Source organism: Mycobacterium florentinum (genome assembly GCF_010730355.1).
GTDB classification, from domain to species: Bacteria; Actinomycetota; Actinomycetes; order Mycobacteriales; family Mycobacteriaceae; genus Mycobacterium; species Mycobacterium florentinum.
In genome coordinates, this window is record NZ_AP022576.1 from 1,892,187 (window position 1) to 1,913,056 (window position 20,870).

The 20,870-nt window shown below is 67.5% G+C and carries 17 protein-coding genes and 4 pseudogenes; 10 read left to right on the top strand and 11 right to left on the bottom strand.

Annotated elements, in window-relative coordinates; genetic code table 11:
• Positions 1-3 precede the first annotated feature (3 nt).
• Both G6N55_RS08770 and G6N55_RS08775 read right to left on the bottom strand, forming a co-directional pair.
• Complete coding sequence (locus G6N55_RS08770) at positions 4-1,545, bottom strand: long-chain-fatty-acid--CoA ligase (protein ID WP_085226143.1); 1,542 nt, start codon at positions 1,543-1,545, stop codon at positions 4-6.
• A gap of 52 nt (positions 1,546-1,597) precedes the next feature.
• On the bottom strand, positions 1,598-3,544 hold the full coding sequence (locus G6N55_RS08775; protein ID WP_085227062.1) for a fumarylacetoacetate hydrolase family protein: 1,947 nt from the start codon (positions 3,542-3,544) through the stop codon (positions 1,598-1,600).
• A 172-nt stretch (positions 3,545-3,716) separates the two neighbouring features.
• Between G6N55_RS08775 and G6N55_RS08780 the strand changes: the two are divergent.
• From G6N55_RS08780 to G6N55_RS08790, 3 genes and pseudogenes are all read left to right on the top strand, one after another.
• Positions 3,717-4,010: pseudogene (locus G6N55_RS08780) on the top strand (thiolase family protein); the annotation flags it as partial.
• Between the two features lie 110 nt (positions 4,011-4,120).
• Positions 4,121-5,152 (top strand): annotated as a pseudogene (locus tag G6N55_RS08785) (S-(hydroxymethyl)mycothiol dehydrogenase); the annotation flags it as partial.
• Positions 5,149-5,580, top strand: a complete 432-nt coding sequence (locus G6N55_RS08790) for a DUF732 domain-containing protein (protein WP_232078950.1) — start codon at positions 5,149-5,151, stop codon at positions 5,578-5,580. The pseudogene G6N55_RS08785 and the gene G6N55_RS08790, both read left to right, overlap by 4 nt.
• A 79-nt stretch (positions 5,581-5,659) precedes the next feature.
• Here G6N55_RS08790 and G6N55_RS08795 read toward each other — a convergent pair whose 3' ends face one another.
• Entirely contained in the window at positions 5,660-6,643 is a 984-nt protein-coding gene (locus G6N55_RS08795; protein WP_085226141.1) for an SDR family NAD(P)-dependent oxidoreductase, read from the bottom strand.
• Here G6N55_RS08795 and G6N55_RS08800 point away from each other — a divergent pair.
• Positions 6,642-7,994 (top strand): TIGR01777 family oxidoreductase, encoded by a 1,353-nt coding sequence (locus G6N55_RS08800; RefSeq protein WP_085226139.1) that lies wholly within the window; start codon positions 6,642-6,644, stop codon positions 7,992-7,994. The genes G6N55_RS08795 and G6N55_RS08800 overlap by 2 nt on opposite strands.
• Positions 7,995-8,067: 73 nt before the next feature.
• Here G6N55_RS08800 and G6N55_RS29725 read toward each other — a convergent pair.
• Positions 8,068-8,223: pseudogene (locus G6N55_RS29725) on the bottom strand (MarR family transcriptional regulator); the annotation flags it as partial.
• Between the two features lie 39 nt (positions 8,224-8,262).
• On the opposite strand from G6N55_RS29725, the gene G6N55_RS08805 reads away from it, so the two are divergent.
• From G6N55_RS08805 to G6N55_RS08820, 4 genes are all read left to right on the top strand, one after another.
• Positions 8,263-10,371, top strand: a complete 2,109-nt coding sequence (locus G6N55_RS08805) for an MMPL family transporter (RefSeq protein WP_085226137.1) — start codon at positions 8,263-8,265, stop codon at positions 10,369-10,371.
• Entirely contained in the window at positions 10,368-10,856 is a 489-nt protein-coding gene (locus tag G6N55_RS08810; RefSeq protein ID WP_085226135.1) for a TspO/MBR family protein, read from the top strand. The genes G6N55_RS08805 and G6N55_RS08810 overlap by 4 nt, the downstream gene beginning before the upstream one ends.
• Positions 10,856-12,187 carry a cryptochrome/photolyase family protein gene (locus G6N55_RS08815; protein ID WP_085226133.1) on the top strand — a complete coding sequence of 444 codons (1,332 nt, stop codon included), beginning with the start codon at positions 10,856-10,858 and terminating at the stop codon, positions 12,185-12,187. The genes G6N55_RS08810 and G6N55_RS08815 overlap by 1 nt, the downstream gene beginning before the upstream one ends.
• A gap of 148 nt (positions 12,188-12,335) precedes the next feature.
• Entirely contained in the window at positions 12,336-12,893 is a 558-nt protein-coding gene (locus G6N55_RS08820; RefSeq protein WP_085226131.1) for an anti-apoptotic protein, read from the top strand.
• Positions 12,894-12,896: 3 nt separating this feature from the next.
• Here the strand turns inward: G6N55_RS08820 and G6N55_RS08825 are convergent, their stop codons facing one another.
• Complete coding sequence (locus tag G6N55_RS08825) at positions 12,897-13,184, bottom strand: hypothetical protein (RefSeq protein WP_232079041.1); 288 nt, start codon at positions 13,182-13,184, stop codon at positions 12,897-12,899.
• A gap of 74 nt (positions 13,185-13,258) precedes the next feature.
• The gene (locus G6N55_RS08830) at positions 13,259-13,996 is read right to left on the bottom strand and encodes an acyltransferase (RefSeq protein WP_085226129.1); all 738 of its coding nucleotides are present in this window, start codon (positions 13,994-13,996) and stop codon (positions 13,259-13,261) included.
• Between the two features lie 181 nt (positions 13,997-14,177).
• On the opposite strand from G6N55_RS08830, the gene G6N55_RS08835 reads away from it, so the two are divergent.
• Positions 14,178-15,455, top strand: a complete 1,278-nt coding sequence (locus G6N55_RS08835; protein ID WP_139827056.1) for an outer membrane protein assembly factor BamB family protein — start codon at positions 14,178-14,180, stop codon at positions 15,453-15,455.
• A gap of 9 nt (positions 15,456-15,464) precedes the next feature.
• Here the strand turns inward: G6N55_RS08835 and G6N55_RS08840 are convergent, their stop codons facing one another.
• The 3 genes from G6N55_RS08840 to G6N55_RS08850 form a co-directional block, all read right to left on the bottom strand.
• Positions 15,465-16,148, bottom strand: coding sequence for an esterase (locus tag G6N55_RS08840; protein ID WP_085226125.1), 684 nt, complete (start codon positions 16,146-16,148; stop codon positions 15,465-15,467).
• Between the two features lie 71 nt (positions 16,149-16,219).
• A complete protein-coding gene (locus G6N55_RS08845; RefSeq protein WP_232079042.1) occupies positions 16,220-17,398 on the bottom strand; it encodes a class I SAM-dependent methyltransferase in 1,179 nt (392 codons plus the stop codon).
• Positions 17,399-17,415: 17 nt separating this feature from the next.
• Positions 17,416-18,378: a class I SAM-dependent methyltransferase gene (locus G6N55_RS08850; protein WP_085226123.1), complete on the bottom strand. Its 963-nt coding sequence runs from the start codon at positions 18,376-18,378 to the stop codon at positions 17,416-17,418.
• A 361-nt stretch (positions 18,379-18,739) separates the two neighbouring features.
• Here G6N55_RS08850 and G6N55_RS08855 point away from each other — a divergent pair, with 361 nt between their 5' ends.
• Entirely contained in the window at positions 18,740-18,928 is a 189-nt protein-coding gene (locus tag G6N55_RS08855) for a hypothetical protein (protein WP_163667237.1), read from the top strand.
• Between the two features lie 107 nt (positions 18,929-19,035).
• Here G6N55_RS08855 and G6N55_RS08860 read toward each other — a convergent pair.
• Together G6N55_RS08860 and G6N55_RS08865 are read right to left on the bottom strand one after the other, a co-directional pair.
• Positions 19,036-19,512, bottom strand: a pseudogene (locus G6N55_RS08860) (HNH endonuclease); the annotation flags it as partial.
• A gap of 82 nt (positions 19,513-19,594) precedes the next feature.
• A complete protein-coding gene (locus tag G6N55_RS08865) occupies positions 19,595-20,803 on the bottom strand; it encodes a glycoside hydrolase family 76 protein (protein ID WP_085226116.1) in 1,209 nt (402 codons plus the stop codon).
• Positions 20,804-20,870: the final 67 nt, after the last annotated feature.

The following is a 20,870-nucleotide window of genomic DNA, read 5'->3' on the forward strand; positions in this document are numbered from 1 at the left end:
CCTTCACAAAGGACCTCGGCCACTCGAAACCATCTCAGCGACTTTATGTTTGAGAATTTTTCCGGCTCCCGATATCGGCAAGCCGTCGACAAAGGTGATGGCCTGGGGCACCTTGTAACCTGCGATCAGCACCCGGCAGTGATCCCGCAGTTCTGTTTCGGACACCACCGCGCCTGGCCGAAGCACGACTGCCGCATGCACCGCTTCTCCCCAGCGCTCATTCGGAATGCCCACGACGGCACATGTTTCGACGCCCGGATGCTCGGACAAAGCGTTCTCGACCTCGGTGGAGTACACGTTCTCACCGCCGGTGATAATCATGTCCTTGATGCGATCCACGATGTGGATGTAGCCGTCGGCGTCGAGATAGCCGGCGTCCCCGGTGTGCATCCATCCCCCGCGCAGCGCCGCCGCGGTCGCCTCAGGCTGGTTGAGATAGCCCACCATCACATTGCCGCCGCGGACCAGCACCTCACCGACCGTTCCGGTCTCAACATCGCGATCCTGCGCGTCAACGACCCGAAGCTCGGTGTTCAGCACACTCGTTCCATTCGAACGGCGTCGGATCGGATCCAAATGGTCCCGCTTTGACAGGATCGCCCCGAACGGCGCGAGCTCGGTCATGCCATACCCCTGTATGAAGCCGGCCGCGCGAAACACACCAATCGCCTTATCCAGCAACGCTTCCGACATGGAAGATGCACCGTAGATGACACTCTGGACCGAGTCGAACGCGGCCGGATCAGGGTCGTTGCCGACCAGCATCTGCACCATCGTCGGCACCAACAGGATGTCGGTGACGCCGTGCTGCAGCGTGGTCTGCGCGACCGATTCGGGAGTGAAGGACGAGAGGGTCACGTGCGTTGAGCCCACCTGGTTGGCCAGGGTCCAAACACCAATCGCGGCCAGGTGGAACATCGGCGCCACGTGCAGGCAGCTGCCGCCCCGGGTCACCAACTCGTGCTCAGTCGCCAGGGCGCCGAACGCGGCGATCAACATGTTGGCGTGGCTCAACATCACTGCCTTGGAACGGCCCGTCGTCCCACCGGTGTAGAACAGTCCAAACAGATCGTCCCCACCGCGCATTCGGTCCGGCAGTGGCGAACTCTGCGCCACCAGCTGGTCGTAATCCAACAATTCCTCCGGCGGGGGCCCGTCCGCCATGTGGATCACCGCCGCCAGCCCGGGTAGACGCTCGCGCAGTTCGGGCACCAAATTGGTGAACGCCTGGTCGACGAACAGGATCTCGACCCCGGACTCGTCCAACGCGTACACCATTTCCGGTAGCGCCCACCGGGTGTTGATGGGGTTGACGACGCCTCCGCTCCACGGTATCGCCATCAAAGCCTCGTGGTAGCGGTCGGAATTGTGGGCGAGAATCCCGACTCGATCGTCGTCGGTGACACCCAGTGCCGCGAGCGCGCCGGCCAGCCTGGCGATCCGGTCGGCGGACTCGGCGACCGTACGAGTTCGCCCGTTGTGTATCGTTGCCGCTCGCTGCGGCTGTAGTCGCAGCGAGCGATGCACGGCCTGGGTCATCCACATCGGTCGGCCTCCGGACGCCGACGGCAAGGCGCCACCGTTTCCCGCAGCACGCTCACTGCCGTTTGGTCCTGGCCGCGAGCCACTCGGCCATTCGGGTGAACAGTTCAACGATACTCAATTGCGGTGTCTCGGTATCGATCTCGCAGTAGCGGCGATAGATGTTGGCGACGATGCGCTCGGCGTCTAGCCAGGTGGCGAACTCGCCGAGGTCGATCCGGTCGGCGGCTTCCAGGAAGGTGTGCCCGGCGCGGTGTGCGGAATCGGCGTACTCCATAACGAAGCGGAGGTAATCGCGGACGCCCCGGATGCCGTCGGCATCACCGACCGGCCCGTGACCCGGGACCACGATCTCTGGATCGAGAGTCAGCATGGCGTCACAGGCTGCCACCCAATTGTCAATCGGACCCGCCCATGCGATTGGAGTACACCCAAAGAACATCAGATCACCAGCGAAAAGCACACCGACATCCGGAACATGTGCCACGGCGTCGGCGCCCGTGTGAGCAGGGCCGAGGTTATAGATGTCGACGCGCCGTCCTCCGACGTCGAGGCTGTATTCCTTGGCGAACGTCACCTCAGGCTGTCGCGCGGTAATGCCCCCAAAATCGAAGCCGCCGAACCGGTCCCGCGCATACGTGGTCAAGACCGGGCCGAGGTCCGCCTTCTGGAAAAACGCCATCATCTCCGGTGCCATGTCATGGGCGATCTCGTCGGCCGTCGCCTCCGCGGCCACAATTCGTACCGACGGGTCCAGCAGCATGGCGCCGTGGGTGTGATCCCCGTTGGAATGGGTGATCAGCGCGTCGCGAATGGGCGCGGTGTCGGTGATGGGGGCGAGCGCGTCCAACATTTCGCGAGTCAGTTGCGCGTCGAAGAGCGTGTCGACCAGCAGGGACTGGCCGTCGCCGGCGACCAAACCCGCATTGCTCCAACCGAATCCGCCGTCAGGCAGGACCCAGGCCCACACCCGGTCAGCAATCGCGTGTAGGCCGCGGGTGAAGGGGAATCGCGCCGCTGCTCGATTTAGTCGCGGGGGTGGTTCAATCGCGCCAGGACGCGGCCGCGCGGTCAGCGGTACCGGTGATGCCGAGGCCCGCACGGTCTGGCGGATGTGGCCCAAGCCCTCTACCTCGAGCGTGACAACGTCACCGTCGTGCAGCCAACCCCGAAACGACGCCAACTCGTTGACGCGAAGGTGCTCGACGAGGGTGCACGTTGGTACTGTCCCTGATCCGAACACCTCACCGGGATACAGCGGAACGCCGCGAGACGCGTACGAAATCACCTCGGCAAACGACCAATCCATCGAGGCGGTCGACCCGGTGCCGACCACGTTGCCGTTCACCGATGCGGTCGCCCTCAGGTCCAGGATGCCGTCGCGGCAGTACGGTGCCAACTCATCAGGGGTGACCAGGAATGGGCCGAGAGTGAGTGCGCTGTCCTTGCCCTTGGCTTGGCCGATACTCAGTTGCGTATCCAGCATCTGGTGGTCACGCGCCGTCCAGTCGTTGAAAATCGTGTATCCGACGATCTGCTGTTCGGCCTGCTCCACCGTGAGGTCGGCGCCGCCACCGGCGATGACGGCGCCGACCTCCAACTCGAAGTCCGGCCAGGCGCTGCCGGGCGCGATCGCCACGTCGTCATAGGGTCCGATCACCGTCGATGGACACGCGAAGTAGAACGCCGGCGCCCGATACCACACGTCGGACAGCTCGCGTGAACGGCCCAGTGCCACTTGGCAATTACGCATGTGCTCAAGGAAGCAGAGGCAGTCGCGAACAACTGGCGGACGGGGAATGGGCGCCATCAGTTGCACATCCGCCAAGGCGACTACCGAGTGCGGGGAATGCTGCACACGGACACCAGCCTCATGCAGCGCCTCCGTGCCGGCGGATATCAGGTCGATCAACGTTGCGCCGGGGGGCAAAGCATGGATCGCGTCGTCGAAGACCACACCGACCAGTGGACCTTCCGCCGCCCGATAGGTGGCCCAGCGCATCAACACCTCCGTTTGTGAACCGCGTTTCTATGTCAGTCAACATACAATCGGTCGATCATCATGTAAAGTCTCGCGATGGTCCGACAATTCGTGGGTTTCGGCAGTCGACACGCAGATCTCGCTGCTAAAGGAGGGTTCGGTGCGAGGCACGGCAAGAGTGGTAGGTGTCGGAATGGTCCCGTTCGCAACACCGAGTAGAAGCCAGACCCACGACGTACTCGCCCGCGGCGCCGTCACGGCGGCACTCGGCAACGCGGGAATCGACTACGGCCCCATACAGCAGGCCTACGTCGGGTATGTGTACGACGACTCGATTAGCGGCCAGTTCACGCTCTACGGGATCGGGACGACCGGCATCCCGGTGATCAACGTCAATAACAACTGTGCGACCGGATCCAGCGCACTGTGGGTGGCCCGTCAAGCTGTCGAAAGCGGTAGCGCTGATTGCGTGCTGGCCGTGGGCTTCGAGCAGATGCAGGGCGACGCCTTGGCCGTGCAATGGGCTGACCGGCCAGATCCACTCACCGAATTCCTCAGTACGGCAACGATTCTGCAGGGAGATGAACCCGGCGTACCGTTGTCGATATCACCATCCCCGACCCCGGGCCAGGAGAGGGTGGTGGTCACAGTAGTTGCCTGCGGCGTCTGCCACACGGACCTGACCTACCGCGCGGGAGGCATTCACGACGAGTACCCGTTCCTGCTCGGCTATGAGGCGGCAGGCACTGTCGAGACGGTCGTCTCTGGCGTAATCAGCATCAGGCCAGGAGATTTCGTGATCCTTAACTGGCGCGCGGCGTGCGGGCAATGCCGAGCATGCAAACGCGCCAGGCCCTGGTACTGCTTCGACGCCCTCAACGCCGCGCAGAAGATGACGCTTTCAGACGGCACTGAGCTCACCCCGCGCTGGGCATCGGCGCGTTCGCGGACAAGACACTGGTGCATGAGGGGCAGTGCCCCAAAGTCGACCCGCGAGCCAACCGGGCCGTCGCTGGCCTACTGGGCTGCGGCGTGATGGGGGGCATCGGTGCGGCGATCAACACCGCAGCGGTGAACCGCGACGACACGGTGGCGGTGATCGGCTGCGGCGGCGTTGGCGACGCCGCGATCGCGGGAGCGCGGCCCGTGGGCGCCAAGGTGATCATCGCCGTCGACACCGACAACACGAAACTGAACTGGGCCCGTCACTTTGGGGCGACCCACACCATCAACGCTCGCGAGCTAGACGTCGTGGAGACGATCCAGGATATGACCGACGGCTTTGGCGCCGATGGGGTGATCGACGCAGTTGGGCGGCCCGAGACGTGGAAGCAGGCGTTCTGCGCTCGCGACCTCGCCGGAATAGTTGTGCTGGTAAGAGTTCCGACTCCCGACATACACATCGACATGCCGCTAGTCGACTTCTTTTCCCGCGGCGGGGCGTTGAAGTCGTCGTGGTATGGAGACTACCTGCCCGAACGTGACTTTCCCACCCTGATCGATCTCTCCCTGCAAGGTCGGCTCCCGCTCCAGAAATTCGTCACGGAACACATCGGACTGGACGGTATCGAGGAGGCGTTCGAGAAGATGCATTCCGGAGCGGTGCTGCGATCGGTGGTCGTGCTATGACGAACGGTATGCAGCGAATTCGTGCGCGGCGTTCGCCCAGTGTGCTGCACAAGATTTCCCGCGTGAGGCTCGGCAAGTCGCTCGCCACAGTGATAGTCGCCGCTGCTGCGGGCTTAGCCCCACAAACCCCCGCGCCGCGAGCACACGCCGCTCCGGCACCGGAGGTGGAGTACATGTACGACGTAGCGGTGCGGCGGCACTACAACTTTCCCAACAATGATGCGCTCGGCTACGGCCGAGGGATTTGCGACGAGGTCAGGAATGGCGATGGCTACGGCCAAGTGATGGGTGACGTCAAGCGTGAGGTGACCTCGAGCGATGAATTCGCGGCCAATTATCTGGTCTCGTACGCTGTCAACCTGTTGTGCCCTGATTTGATCTGGCAGCTGCGAAACTCGGCGGCGGGCTATCGACCACCTCCGCAGTAACCGTGGGGCGAACGGGGCCAGACCGGGGACGGCGCAAATCACAACGATCGAACGCGCCGATACAGCCCGAACGTGTCCGTCACGCGCTGCCCGACCGCTGAGCCCACGCATTGTCGATCCCGGCCGAATAGGCGCAGTAGCGCCAGAGGTGTTCGCGTTCCTGTTCGCCGTGCCGCGTCCAAGGCAGATAGTGCTCCGGGCGGGGCCGCCAGTCATGCCAGAACCCGCCGGAGGGTGGCGCCGGGTCGGTCGCTGCCAGCCAGATCGCGGTGTCGACGCCCTGTTCGGGCGTGCGCGACAGCGGACCGGTGAGCGCCCGGAACGCCGGCAGCGACGCCGCCACCCCGGGAGTATCGGACCACCCGGGGTGCATGGAGTAGACGCGGACGCCGTCGTCGGCCCAGTGCCGGGCCAGGATCGGGGTCAACACCACCTGCATGCGCTTGGTCCGGGCATACGCGGTGGCGCCGCGGTAGGGCTCGTCGAAGTATTCGGGGTCGTCGGTCGGCAGCGAATGGGTGTACATCCCGCCAGAGGACATCAGGATCACCCGCGGGTTCTCCGCGCCGCGCAGGACCGGAAGCAAGCACTCGGTCAGCAGCGCCGGTCCCAGCACGTGCGTGGCCAGGGTGACCTCGTGCCGGTCGGCCGCGAACTCGCGCACCGCCGAGAGATCGGCGACGTCGCACACCTCCACCTGCACGTCGGCGTCCTGGTTCGCGTCGACGATCTCTTTGCGGGCCAGCTCGCCGCTCGTCTCGTCGCGCACCGTCAACAGCACGCTCGCGCCCAACTGCGCCAGGCCCTTGGCAATCGCCTTGCCGATGCCCCGGTTCGCGCCTGTGACCAGCGCGGCTTTCCCCTTCAGCGCGTGCGGCTGCGGGTCTTGGGGCCATCCCCAGCTGCGCAGTTGATAGCCGATGCGGGTATAGCCTCCGACGATCGACCGGTCGAGGGCGGCATCGAGCAGGGACAGCAGGCGAGCGTCAACACCATGCAGTCCGTGGTACCCACCCCGGCGCAAGGCATGCTCTCGCCGGCATTGGGTAACCCTGGACACCATGGGACTGCAATATTCGAGCGTCATCGACGCGCCGCGCGAAGACGTGTTCGCGTGGTACGCACGCCCGGGTGCCTTCGAGCGGCTCTGTCCGCCGTGGTCGCCGATGCGGCTGGTCACCGAGGCGTCCTCACTCAAGGACGGGCGGGCCGAGCTCGCCCTGCCGGCCGGGCTGCGCTGGGTGGCCGAGCACCAGGCCGACGGCTACGACCCGCCGCGGCGCTTCGTCGACACCATCGGCGGCGACGGGCCGGCCTCGCTGCCGGCCCGGGTCGCCGTGCGGTGGCGGCACATCCACGAATTCGACGACCTCGGTGACGACCGGACCGAGGTGATCGACCGCGTCGAGACGCCGGTGCCCGGCGCCGTGTTGCGCCCGATGTTCGTCTACCGCCACCGCCAGCTGGCCGACGACCTGGCCGCCCACCGGGTGGCGGCCCGGCATGGTCTGGGCCCGTTGACCGTGGCGGTCACCGGGTCGTCGGGACTGGTCGGTTCGGCGCTGTCGGCGTTCTTGCGTACCGGCGGACATCAGGTCATCCCACTCGTGCGCCACAGCCCGCACGGCAACGAACGCCGGTGGAATCCCGACGATCCGGACCCGGAGCTGTTGACCGGGGTCGACGCGGTCATTCATCTGGCCGGCGCCTCGATTGCCGGCCGATTCACCGATGATCATCGGAATACGGTGCGCGACAGCAGGATTGGGCCAACGCGTCGACTGGCCGAACTGCTTGCCCGCACCGCGGCCGGCCCGCCGGTGCTGATCTGCGCGTCGGCAATCGGCTACTACGGATACGACCGCGGCGACGAGATGCTCACCGAGGCGAGCGAGCGCGGCGACGGGTTTCTGGCCGACGTCGTCGCCGACTGGGAAGAGGCGGCCGCGCCGGCCGCGCAGGCCGGGGGCCGGGTGGTGCAGGTGCGGACCGGCATCGTGCAATCCCCGCGCGGCGGCACGCTGAAGCTGATGCGTCCGTTGTTCAGCGCCGGGCTGGGTGGCCGGCTCGGCGACGGCCGACAGTGGTTGTCCTGGATCGGGATCGACGACCTGGTCGACGTGTATCACCGCGCACTCTGGGACACCACGCTGTCCGGGCCGGTGAATGCCGTTGCGCCGCAACCGGTTCGTAACAGTGAATACACCCGCACCCTGGGCAGCGTGCTGCGCCGGCCGGCATTGCTGCCCGTTCCGTCGCTGGGACCGCGAATATTGCTGGGCGAGCAGGGCGCCCGCGAACTGGCGTGTGCCAGTCAGCGCGTCGCCCCGCAGCGGCTGGCCGACGCGGGCCACCGGTTCCGCCAACCCGACCTGGATACGGCCCTGCGTCACCTGCTCGGACGCTCCCGGTAGCGCTGGGTCGCGATGCGGCCCGAACACCGATCAAACACTCCGGATGCCGGGCGCTCACCCAGCGGCGCCCGAATCATGGCTGGGGAGCACCCAATTCACCCCGAAAGCGTCGCATCCCGGCGAAGACCCGATGAGCGGCCGCGAGATCCTCGTCGGGCAGGTGCTGCATCGCCTCGCGCGTGTGCGCGCCCAGTGGGGTGAAGAACGGCCGGGCGGTGTCGAGGCCGGGCCCGGTTTAATCGGCTGAAATGGTGGAAACGCTGGTGTCGTGGTGTGGGAGAGTCTGGCCGCCGCCGTGACCGGCCGGCGTTCGTGGCGACTCGGCTTGGCCGCGGTGCTGCTGGGTATCGGCTTCACGGCGTTGATCGGCGCAAACGCGGCGGCCGGCCAGGCACCGCTGTCGGTGCCCGCCGATTCCGACTCCGCCAGGGTCGACGCCCTGGCCCGCCAATTCCCCGGGGGCGATCGGGTTCCGCTGCTGCTGGTGGTCAGCCGCGCCGACGGGGCGCCGCTGGACAGCGCCGACGTGGCCGCGGCCCGGGCGGCCCGCGACCGCATGCAGGGCGTCGTCGCGCCGTTCGGCGCGGCCGACCCGCAGCCGCCGATCGTGTCGTCGGACGGCAAGGCGGCCATCGGCGTGGTGACGATCCGCGCCGACCTGTCCGGCATGGTGCTCAACCAGGGAGTCGCCGCGCTGCGCACCGCCGCCGACGCCGGCCTGCCCACGGATCTGCGGGCACACGTCACCGGAGGCCCGGCATTCGGCGCCGACATCGCCAACGCGTTCACCGACGCCAACATCACGCTGCTGGCGGTGACCGCATCCGTGGTGGCGCTGTTGCTGATCGCGACCTACCGCTCGCCGGTGCTGTGGCTGGCGCCGCTGCTGGTGATCGGATTGGCCGACCGGGTCGCCGCGGCGGTGGGCACGGCGGTGGCGTCGCTGACCGGGCTGAGTTTCGACGGCGCGACCTCCGGGATCACCAGCGTGCTGGTGTTCGGCGCGGGCACCAATTACGCGCTGCTGCTGATTTCCCGCTATCGGCACGAACTTCGAAGCCACCGCGACCACCACGACGCGTTGCGCCTCGCGGTGCGCAGGGCCGGACCGGCGATCGTCGCCAGCAATGCCACCGTGGTGCTGGCCTTGCTCACCCTGCTGTTCGCGTCGACGCCCAGCACCCGCAGCCTGGGAGCGCTGGCGGCCTGCGGCCTGGTGGTCGCCGCACTGTCCGTCTTGGTGGTGCTGCCACCGGTGCTGGCGTTGTGCGGCCGGCGACTGTTTTGGCCCCTGGTCCCCCGTCCCGACGGCGCCGCCACTCTTGATTCCGGGGCGTGGCACCGGGTCGCCGTGCAGGTGGCCCGCCGTCCCGCGCTCGTCGCCGTGGTCTCGATCGCCGTGCTGGCGGGGCTGGCCTGCGGCCTGCTGGGGACTCGAATCGGCTTGTCGCAGACCGAACAGTTTCGGGTGCAGGCGGATTCGGTGTCCGGCTACGACGTGGTGGCCGCGCACTTTCCGGCCGGGCTGGCCAACCCCACGCTGGTCGTCGCGCCGACCGACGCGGCGTCACAGGTGCGCGCGGCGATCGCCGCCACCGCAGGTGTGGTCTCGGTGGCCGATGCGGGCCGGTCACCCTCCGGCCTGATGCGATGGTCGGTGGTGACCGATGCCGCGCCGTCGTCGGATCGCGCGTTCAGCACCATTGCCGCACTGCGTAATTCGACGAAATCCGCCTCGCCGGGCGCGCTGGTCGGCGGACCCGACGCCCAGGCGCTCGACGTTCGAGATGCCGCGGTGCACGACCGGCTGATGCTGATCCCTGCGATCCTCGCGGTGATTCTCGTTGTGCTGTTCGTGTTGCTGCGCTCGGCACTCGCGCCGCCCAACCTGCTGTCCGCGACGATTCTCGGCGCGCTGGCCGCGCTCGGCCTCGGTGCCTGGACAAGCCTGCACGTCTTCGGATTTCCGGCGCTGGACAACAGCACCCCGCTGTTCGCGTTCCTGTTCCTGGCCGCTCTCGGCGTGGACTACACGATCTTTTTAGTCACCCGCGCCCGTGAAGAGGCAGCGCGCCACGGTGCACGCGACGGCATGATCCGTGCGGTGTCGGCCACCGGCGGCGTGATCACCAGCGCGGGAATCGTTTTGGCGGCGGTCTTCTGCGTGCTGGGCGTCTTGCCGCTGATCGTGCTGACTCAGCTCGGCATCATCGTCGGGCTGGGTATTCTGCTCGACACCTTCGTGGTCCGCACCCTCGTCATACCCGCGCTGTTCGCCCTGATCGGCGATCGCATCTGGTGGCCCGCCGACCCGGTCGGCGCCAAAGAGATTGAACCGCAGGACAATCTCATACGACAGGAAGGGAGCAGGCTGTGAAGCGCTCGACTCTCGCCGCGACAACGCTCGCCGTGGCCGTGGCCGCGGGAACCGGAAGTATCGCCAGCCCACGACGCGTTCCCGCGTGGTACACGCGGCTGCGCAAACCCGTCTACCAGCCGCCCGGCGCCGCCTTCCCCGTCGTCTGGACCGCCCTGTACGCCGACATCGCGACCACCTCCGCGGTGACCGTCGACAAGTTCCGCGCCGCGGGACGACACGACAAGGCACGCGGTTATGCCGCTGCGTTGACCGTCAACCTGTTGCTCAACGCCGGATGGAGCTGGCTCTTCTTCCGCTTTCACACGTTGGGAGCAGCCGTGGTCGGTGCGGCCGCGCTCGCGGCCAGCAGCGCAGACCTTGCCCGCCGGGCCGCCGCGGCCGATCCGCGCGCCGGCGCGGCGCTCGCGCCCTACCCGCTGTGGTGTGCCTTCGCCACCGTTCTGTCCGCCCACATCTGGTGGCTCAACCGTCGCGTCCAATAATGCCCGCGCTCTTGTGGTTTCGCCGCGACCTGCGATTGCGCGATCATCCCGCGTTGCTCGCCGCGGCCGAAAGCGGCGACGTGCTCGCCTGCTTTGTGCTCGACCCCCGGCTCGAGAAATCGTCGGGCCGGCGCCGCCTGCAGTTCCTGAGCGATGCGCTGCGCCAACTGCGCGACGACCTGGACGGCCGGCTGCTGGTGACCCGCGGGAACGCCGAAGAGCAGATTCCCGGTGTCGCCCACAAGATCGACGCGACAGCAGTGCATATCTCCGAGGATTTCGCCCCGTATGGAAAGCGCCGCGACGAAAAGGTCCGTGCGGCACTGGGTTCGGTGCCGTTGGTCGCGACGGGATCGCCGTATCTGGTGTCGCCCGGTCGCGTCACCAAGGACGACGGCGAACCCTACAAGGTATTCACGCCGTTTCTGCGGAAGTGGCGCGAGGTCGGCTGGCGCAAGCCCGCACAATCGAGCGCCGATTCGGCACGCTGGCTCGACCCGGCTCGCATCGTCAAACAGTGCACGATCCCCGACCCCGGCGTCGAGCTCGGCTTCGATGCCGGTGAGGCGGCCGCACTTTCGCGATGGGAGCAGTTCACCGGCGACGGGCTGGACCGGTACGCGCAGGATCGCGACCGGCCCAACCTGCCGGGCACCAGCCGGATGTCGGCACACCTGAAGTTCGGCACCATTCACCCCCGAACCATGCTCGCGACAATGAACCTGCGCACACAGGGGGTCCAAACCTATTTGCGGGAGTTGGCCTTTCGCGACTTCTACGCCGCGGTGCTGCATCACTGGCCGGCCAGCGCCTGGCGCAACTGGAACAGCGACTTCGACGACATCGAAACCGACACCGGTGCGGACGCCGACCATCGCTTCCAGGCGTGGAAGGCCGGCGAAACCGGCTTTCCGATCGTCGACGCCGGCATGCGCCAACTCCGCGAGACCGGCTTCATGCACAACCGGGTGCGGATGATCGTCGCGTCGTTTCTGGTCAAAGACCTTCATCTGCCCTGGCAGTGGGGCGCCCAATGGTTCCTGGATCAACTCGCCGACGGCGACATGGCCAGCAACCAGCACGGCTGGCAGTGGTGCGCGGGGTGCGGCACCGACGCCGCGCCGTACTTCCGGGTGTTCAACCCGACCACGCAGGGCGAAAAGTTCGACTCCGCAGGCGATTACATCCGGCGCTGGATCCCCGAGCTGAGCACCGCCGAGGACGTCCATCTACGCAAAGGCGAACGGCCACAAGGGTATCCGGCACCGATCGTCGACCAACGCGCCGAGCGGGCCGAAGCACTGCGCCGCTATCGGAGCATCGGCTCCTAGCCGACGCTCGCGCGGTATCAAGCGATCTGGCGCGGGCACTTTACGGCACATCGAAACAATCTTTTGGCGAAATCACCTACCCACACCTGTTTGGCATGTAATCATCAGCCGATTCACAGTCGTCAAGTCAAAGCGCCAGGGAGGCGATATGGCCCACTCGATCGTTCGGACGTTGCTGATTTCAGGTGCTGCCGCGGGGCTGATGGCCGGCGCCGGCGCTTGTTCGTGCTCGATCGGAGGGTCGTCGTCGCACGCGGTGGCGAAGAACGACGTCGCCAGCCAGATCACCCAGAAGTTGACCGACGCCCAGGGCAACAAGCCCGACTCCGTCGACTGCCCGGCGGATCTGGACGCGAAAGTCGGCGCGCAGCTGAACTGCACGATGAAGGTCAAGGGCACCACCTACGGCGTCAACGTCACCGTGACCAGCGTCGAGGGCAGCAACGTCAAGTTCGACATGGTGGAGACGGTAGACAAAGCCCAGGTCGCCACGGCGATCAGCGACAACATCACCCAGCAGTTCGGGACCAAGCCCCAATCGGTGACCTGCCCCGACAATCTCAAGGGCGTGCAGGGCGCGACGTTGCGGTGCAAGCTCGTTACCGCCGAAGGCCAGACCTACGGGGTGAACGTGTCCGTCACGGGCGTCGACGCCGGCACCGTGGACTACCACTTCGTCGTCGACGAACAGCCGTCATCGCCGTAACGATCAGTAGCCGACCGCCGCGAAGTACCCCACGATGCCCAGCAATTCAGCCAGGGTGGACGCGGCCACCGTCGCCACCGCGTAAGGCCAGCCCGGCCGTCGGCGAACCAGCCGGATGATCGTCACGACACATCCGATAACTGTCAGGGCGGCGGCCACCGATACCGACAGCAGGACCGCTGTGGCGGCCCGGTCTGTGCTGCAACGCGGCGGCGGGCAGTAATCGGTGAAGGCCAAAAACATGAATTCCATGCCGGCGGCCACACCCCAGCCGACGACGGCGACAACCATCAGCACGATTGACAGCGCCGCATCCCACCCGGGACGCGTCGGCTTGGGATCGTAGGGACCCCAGCCGGGCGAGGTCAGTGGGCCGCCTTCTTGCGCTCGATATCGGCCAGGGCGGCGGCCAATTCGGCCCGCTGGGCGGCCGAGCTCTCCCAGGACAGCTGCCGGTTCTTGACCACCTTCGCCGGCGCGCCGACCGCGATCGAATAGTCGGGAATATCGCCGCGTACCACGGCGTGCGAACCCAGCACGCAACCCCGCCCGATCGACGTGCCGCGCAAGACCGTCACCTTGACCCCGACCCACGTGTCCGGTCCGATCCGGATCGGGGACTTGATGATGCCCTGGTCCTTGATCGGCAGGTTGATGTCGTCCATCCGGTGGTCGAAATCGCAGACGTAGCACCAGTCGGCCATCAGCACCGAATCGCCGAGCTCGATGTCGAGGTAGCAGTTGATCACGTTGTCGCGGCCCAGCACGACCTTGTCACCGAACCGCAGCGAGCCCTCGTGCGCCCGGATCGTGTTCTTGTCGCCGATGTGCACCCAGCGACCGATCTCCAACTGCGCCAGCTCGGGTGTCGCATGGATTTCGACGCCCTTGCCGATGAACACCATTCCGCGAGTGATGATGTGCGGATTGGCCAGCTTGAATTTCAGCAGCCGCCAATACCGCACCAAGTACCACGGGGTATAGGCGCGGTTACGCAGCACCCACTTCAGCGAGGCCAGCGTCAAGAACTTGGCCTGGCGTGGGTCTCGCAGCCGCTGGCCCCGCCAGCGGCGGTGGACCGGGGCGCCCCACATGCTCGTCACAGCCGGAAAGCCTAACGCGGTCAATCATGAGTGCGCGAACCGCCACGGGTTACCCTCACCTGTACTCAATCGCTGCCGAACGGCCGGGTCCGCCCTCGCGCGGCCCGCCTTGGACGAAGGATTTGGGAAACCCAAGGTGCTTGCCCGACAACCCATCAGTGGGCTTCGGCGTTGCTCATCCGTGGTGCTGGCAGCCGTGTTGGCGATCGGGCTCGGCGGTTGCGGCAACACCGACTCGTGGGTCGAAGCCGCGGCCGCGCCCGGCTGGTCGGCACAGTACGCCGACGCGGCCAACAGCAGCTACACCACGACCGGCGGCGCCAGCAAGCTGTCCCTGCAATGGACGCGGTCGGTCAAGGGCAGCCTGGGCGCCGGACCCGCGCTGGGCTCGAGCAATTACCTCGCCCTGAACGCGCAAACGCCGGCCGGATGTTCGCTGATGGAATGGGAGAACAACGACAACGGCCGGCAACGGTGGTGTGTGCGGTTGTTCCAGGGCGGCGGTGTCGGCGGTCCCCTGTTCGACGGCTTCGACAATCTCTACGTCGGCCAGCCGGGCGCCTTTCTGTCCTTCCCGGTGACCCAATGGACGCGGTGGCGCCAGCCGGTGATCGGAATGCCTTCCACCCCAAGGTTTCTCGCGGACGGCCAACTACTGGTCACCACACACCTGGGGCAGGTGCTGGTGTTCGACGCACACCGCGGCATGGTCGTCGGCAGCCCGCTGGACCTGGTCGACGGGATCGACCCGACCGACGCGACGCGCGGGCTGGCCGATTGCGCCCCGGCGCACCAAGGCTGCCCGGTCGCGGCCGCCCCCGCCTTCTCGGCGGCCGGCGGCATGGCGGTGCTCGGCGTCTGGCAGCCGGGCGCCCCGGCGGCGGGGCTGGTCGGGCTCAAATACCACCGCGGGCAGACTCCGCTGCTGACCCGGGAGTGGACCACCGACGCCGTCGGCGCCGGCGTGATTTCCAGCCCGGTGCTGTCGGCCGACGGATCGACCGTCTACGTCAACGGCCGCGACCAGCGGTTGTGGGCCCTGTCCGCCGCTGACGGGAAACCGAAGTGGTCCGCGCCGCTGGGATTCCTGGCCCAGACGCCGCCGGCCGTCACCCCGCAGGGGCTGATCGTGTCCGGTGGTGGACCCGACACCCGGCTGGTGGCCCTCAAGGATGCCGGCGATCACGGCGATCAGGTCTGGCGCCGCGACGACGTCACGCCGTTGTCGTCGTCGGGCCTGGCCGGTTCCGGCGTCGGTTACGCGGTGGTGAGCGGGCCGCCCCACGACGACGCGGCGGGCATGTCGCTGCTGGTGTTCGATCCGGGCAACGGCCACACCATCAACAGCTACCCGCTGCCCGCTGCCACCGGCTACCCCGTCGGCATCGCGATCGGCACCGACCGCCGGGTGGTGGCCGCCACCAGCGACGGCCAGGTCTACGGCTTCGCCCCGGCGTAGGCCTGTTAGTTAGATAGCCAGCGGCGGGATCGCGTTGCGCGGCACCTGGGCTTGGCACGGGCCGGCGAACGCGGGCAGCATCTCGCCCGGCGCGAAGTAGAAGATCAGCTGGTCGTCGGTGATCGCGAAGTTCTGATAGTGCGACGGGTCGCGGCCTGACGACGGCAGGATGGCCGCACCGAGGGCGTTCTGCCGTTCCAGATCGGCCTTGACCAGCGGGAAAATCGCCTCCAGCGGCGACGTGTTGGGGACGAACAGGTTGTCGAAGGTGATCGGCTGCTTGGTGGCGAGGTTGTAGTTGAACGCCTTGTACCAGGTGGACGTGTGCGATCCGCCGACGTCCTGGAAGAACTTGAGCACCACGCTGCGGGTGTTGTGCGGCGGCTGACCGGCGAAGCGCTGTTCGGTGGTCGCCTCCATCTGGTACGGCTGGTCGCGCGGCCCGGTGGTTTGCGCGACGGCGAGGAATCCGTCGCGGTTCTGCGTGATGTAGTCGGTCAGCGGCTGCGGGTCGGGGTAGTCGGCCGGAAACGTCACATTCAGCGTGTAGTTCGCGCCGGTCGCACGGATATGGCACATCTGCCCGGCCTCGACGGTGCCGCCCAGGCTGGCACACGATGGCGGGTCGGCGGCGGCCGGCCAGCCGGGCAGAACCGTGGTGATCAGCACCGCGGCCGCGATCAGATAACGCATAACTCGAATTGTCCTCGTCGATTCAAAAGGCGAGGTCCCCCGGAAAGTGACCGCCGACAGCGTACAGGGCGTTACCGCGACGGGCGGCACACATAGGCCGTCGCACGCGAGGCGGCCCCGGTGCCGATGCGGGTGATGACCACCGACAGGGCCTGGCCGCCGCGCGGCCGCAGCCGCCGCCGCAACGCGTCGGGGTCGACCTGCACCCCGCGCGCCAGAATCTCCAGCGCCCCGCAGTCGCGGGCCGTCAGCGCCTGGCGGAGCCGGCGCTCGTCGAACTCCAGCTGCTCGAGCACCTCGAACCCGCGCACATCCGGCGGCAACCGGTCGCCGGACAGGTAGGCGATGTCGGGGTCGAGCTGCCACAGCCCGTGCCGCGCGCCGTAGTGGCGCACCAGGCCGGCCCGGACCACGGCGCCGTCCGGGTCGACAATCCATTGCCCGGCCGGGCGCACTGAACAGTCGTCGGGTTCGGCATCGGTGAGCTGTTCGCCGCGATCCAGGATGCTGGCCCGTCGGCGAACACCCGGCGCGGCCAGCCGGCCCGACCACAGGCACGCTTCGCGCACCGAGCCGCGATACGACGTCACCTCGATTTCGCCGTCGAATCCGAGCCGTCTCAGTTGGTCGAAATCGATTCCGGGAGCGCACTTTACGACGAGGGCGCCGTCCCGGTAGCAGTCGATCAACTCCCCCAGGCCCGGTTGGTAGTCGGCCGGGTTGAACCGGCGTCGCCCACCGCTGCGGCGCGCCGGGTCGACGATCACGACGGCGTCGCGGGTCACCGGGTGCAGCGCGTCGGCGCGGCAGACAACCGCGCCGGGGCCCAGGTTGTGGGCCGCCATCGCCAGCCGCACCGGGTCGATATCGCTGCCCACGACGCGAACGCCCGCGACGCGCAGCGCGGCCATCTCGGTGCCGATCGAACAGGTCGCATCGTGCACCAGCGCGCCGGCCGCGCTCAGCCGTCGGGCCCGATGCAGCGCCACCGGCGCCGCGGTGGCTTGCTGCAACGCTTCGTCGGTGAACAGCCAGCCGGAGACCCCCAGCTCCCCCAACTTGTCGACGGCGCGGCGGCGCAGCAGCGTGGTTTCCACCAGCACCGGCGCCCGATCGCCGAAGCGGGCCCGGGTCGCGGCGATATCGGCGATACGGGTGGCGTCGGTCAACGCGAATTCGGCGACCGCGGTCAGCGCCGCGACGCCCGAATCCGAGCGCAGGTAACCGACGTCGTCGGTGGTGAAGCGCAGGCCTGGAGCGGACTGGTTCAGGAGGGTTTGACCCCGGTGACCATCACGTTGTAGAACCAGCCCTTCGGCGCCAGGTGCCGCCAGATGTTGGCGTCGACCCAGCTCAGCGTCTTCCAGCCGTTGAAGGCGAATTTCGCCCAGCCCCAGCCCAGCCGCCCGGGCGGCACCGACGCCTCGAAGGTGCGCACCGGCCAGCCGAACATCGCGGCGGTGAACTCCTCGCTGGCGGTCTCGACCTGCACGGCGCCGGCGTTGCCGGCCATCCGCTCCAGGTCCTCGGGCGCGAAGGTGTGCAGGTCGACGATGGCTTCCAGCGCCGCGACCCGGGAGGACTCGTCGAGCTCGACCTGCGGGCGCCGCCAGCCGCCCAGGCCGGGCAACTTGGTGACGTTGGTGGCCACCCGCCAGGTCAGCGTGGACAGGCTGCGGGCGTAGACCTCGCCGACATTGGTCGGCTCGCCGGCGAAGACGAACCGGCCGCCGGGCTTGAGCACCCGGATCACCTCGCGCAGCGACAGTTCGACATCGGGAATGTGGTGCAGCACGGCATGCCCGACCACCAGGTCGAAGGTGTTGTCGTCGTACGGGATGCCCTCCGCGTCGGCGACCCGGCCGTCGATGTCCAGGCCCAGCGATTGCCCGTTGCGGGTGGCGACCTTGACCATCCCGGGTGACAGATCGGTGACCGATCCGCGCCGCGCGACGCCGGCCTGGATCAGGTTGAGCAGGAAAAACCCTGTGCCACAACCTAATTCGAGAGCCCGGTCATACGGCAGTTGACGCTGGACCTCGTCGGGCACGGCGGCGTCGAAGCGGCCGCGGGCGTAATCCACGCAGCGCTGGTCGTAGGAGATCGACCACTTCTCGTCGTAAGTCTCGGCCTCCCAGTCGTGGTAGAGCACCTGGGCGAGCTTGGTGTCGTGCCGTGCGGCTTCGACCTGGTCGGCGGTCACGTGCGCCGCCGGAGTTACGTCGGTCATGCAGGGCAGCCTAATAGCCGCCCGATCCGCCTTCGAACGAGGTGAAGTGCTGATCGCCGGTACCGGCCTAACTCCTCGACGTGGCCGATGCTCTTCGGGTCAGCGATGCGGGGCTGCAAGTGCTGGCAGCGCACTGCGAGCCGATTTCGGCGGAGTTGGTGGCGGCGGCTCCGCTGCCCCGCGTTGGGCTACCAATTCAGGCGACATCCGGCGCCGTGGGTGCTGCCCACGCAGCCGTGGGCGGAGCCATCACCGCCTTAGCTCGACGGGTGCAGACAAGTGCAGTCAAATCCGCCATGGCGGGCGCGAAAGACAGCCTCCTGGCGGGTACGTAACTGATGTAACCAACGCGCACCTGTTGTTGATCCAACAACCCGAAGCGTTTTCCTGGTTCGCCAGCAAAATGGCGTTTTACCGCAATTACTACCGTGACGAACTCAGCCCGCCGGCGACCTTCGGTTTATTGCTTTCCGCTCCCGCCGACAAGCTCGGCGAGGTCCGTGAACGCTGGCTATCGGTCGGCGTCCAAATCGCGGAAGTGGACGGATGAGCATTTCCGGACGCGACTGAAACGAACATTCGAAAATCCGAGCTCTTGGGCGTAAGCGAAATTCCCTATGCCCCGACCGGTTTCATCGATAGGTGCTAGTCGCCAACCTAGTTGTTTGGTGGTGGTTGGGGTTGGAAGGGTTGGTACCACCACCATTGGGCGCGTTCGCCGGTGGGTCCGGGGCATGGTGGGACATCGGGCGGGGCAAGATTCGGCGGGCGCGCAAGTGATCCTGGACGGAGCCGTCGGCCGGAGGTGTCGGTGATGGTGAGGTCGTCGGCGGGTCCGGTGATGGTGATGACGCCGCGGTGGTGTGCCCGGTGGTGGTACGGGCATAGCAGTACCAGGTTGGCCAACTCGGTGGGTCCGCCGTCTTCCCAGTGGCGGAGGTGGTGTGCGTGCAGACCGCGGGTGGCGCCACAGCCGGGGACCGCACACGTTCGGTGGCGGTGCTCGAGCGCGCGGCGAAGCCGCCGGTTGACGGTGCGGGTCGCGCGCCCGGCGCCGATCACCTCGCCGTCACGTTCGAACCACACCTCACAGGTGGCATCACAGGTCGGCCGCCGATCCGCGCCAGAAAGCAGCCGTCATCAACTGCCCCAGCGGCACAGCCTGATTGGCCACCAAAACGCTCGACACCGCGGGCGACCCGGGTCCGCCGGGGGCTCAGTGCCCGGCGGAGGTGAGCTGGTGATCCGCCTCGAGCAGCATCCACGCGCTCAGCTGTATCGAGAGATCGCGGCTCGGGTTCGGCGCCGACGCGCGCGACAGGTCCGCGAACTGGGCAACGGCTTCCAGACCCGCCGGCGCGGTGACCGGGCGGTTCCAATGCGCACCGAACAGCGGCAGCCCGTCCACCTCGCCGCGGTTGCCCCACGCCGCCCGCGCGGAGGCGTGCACGAGCTGGGCGGCGGTGGTGTCGCCCAGGGCCAGCGCGGTCTGGGCGAGATACCTGGCGAGGATGCCCATGAACAGCCCGGAGTCATTCCCGTTGCACCCGGCGATCACGCCCCCGTGGGCGAGCCTGTCGGCGGTAGCGGCGACGAGCGCCGCCGCGCGGTCACGATGGCTCGAATCGTTTGTACGCAAGGCTAATTCGGTCTCCAGCCCGATGGCCACGCCCTGACAGTACGTCAGCAGGGAGCGGTCCATCCGCCCGCTGGGTTCGTGCACGCCGTCGAAGATGAGGCCGCTTTCGGGGTCGCGCAGCCGGGTGTGCAGGAAATCGGCGAGTTGTTCGGCGTGGGACAGGTTGCCCAGGCGCGCCATCGCGATGCCGGTCGGTCCGATCCCGGAGGTGCTGTAGTAATCGTGGCCGATCTTCCAGGGCACCGCACCGATGTCCGGGTTCCAGCCGTTGAGCAGGGCGGTCCGCAGCTTCGGAACGGCATCGTCGAACCGGACGCCGAGCAGCCTGTCGGCGCGTTCGAGCGCCAGCACCAACCACGACATGTCGTCGCAGTATCCGTTGGTCCAGCCGGTGAGATTGCGGGTGTGAATGCCGCGCGCGATGGCGCCGATCCGGTCGATGCGTTCGGCGGTGCGTGCGCGGTACGCGGCATCCACCGCGCAGTCCAGCAGGTGGGCCTGCCACCAGTAACACCAACGCGCCAACAACAATTGGTCGAACACCGACGACGGCCAGTGCAGCGTGCCCAGGGCCGTCCCGGGCTGCCACCAGAGCGTGTGCACGTGCCGCTCCATGACCGCCCGCTCGGCCAGGTCCGCGCGCTCCCCGGGTCCCACCGGGCCAGGGGACGACGTCGTCGTAACCGCCGCCGCCTGCGTCGGCTGGTTCACCGCGGTGAGTGCGATGGCGCCCGCGACCGCGAACAACAGACCGCGGCGGCTGATCCCCTTGGTCGGGCGATCCATCCGCTCGAGCTCCCCTTTGCTGAAGAACCATCGCCGGTCGGAAACCGGGCAGCCAATTTTATTCCGA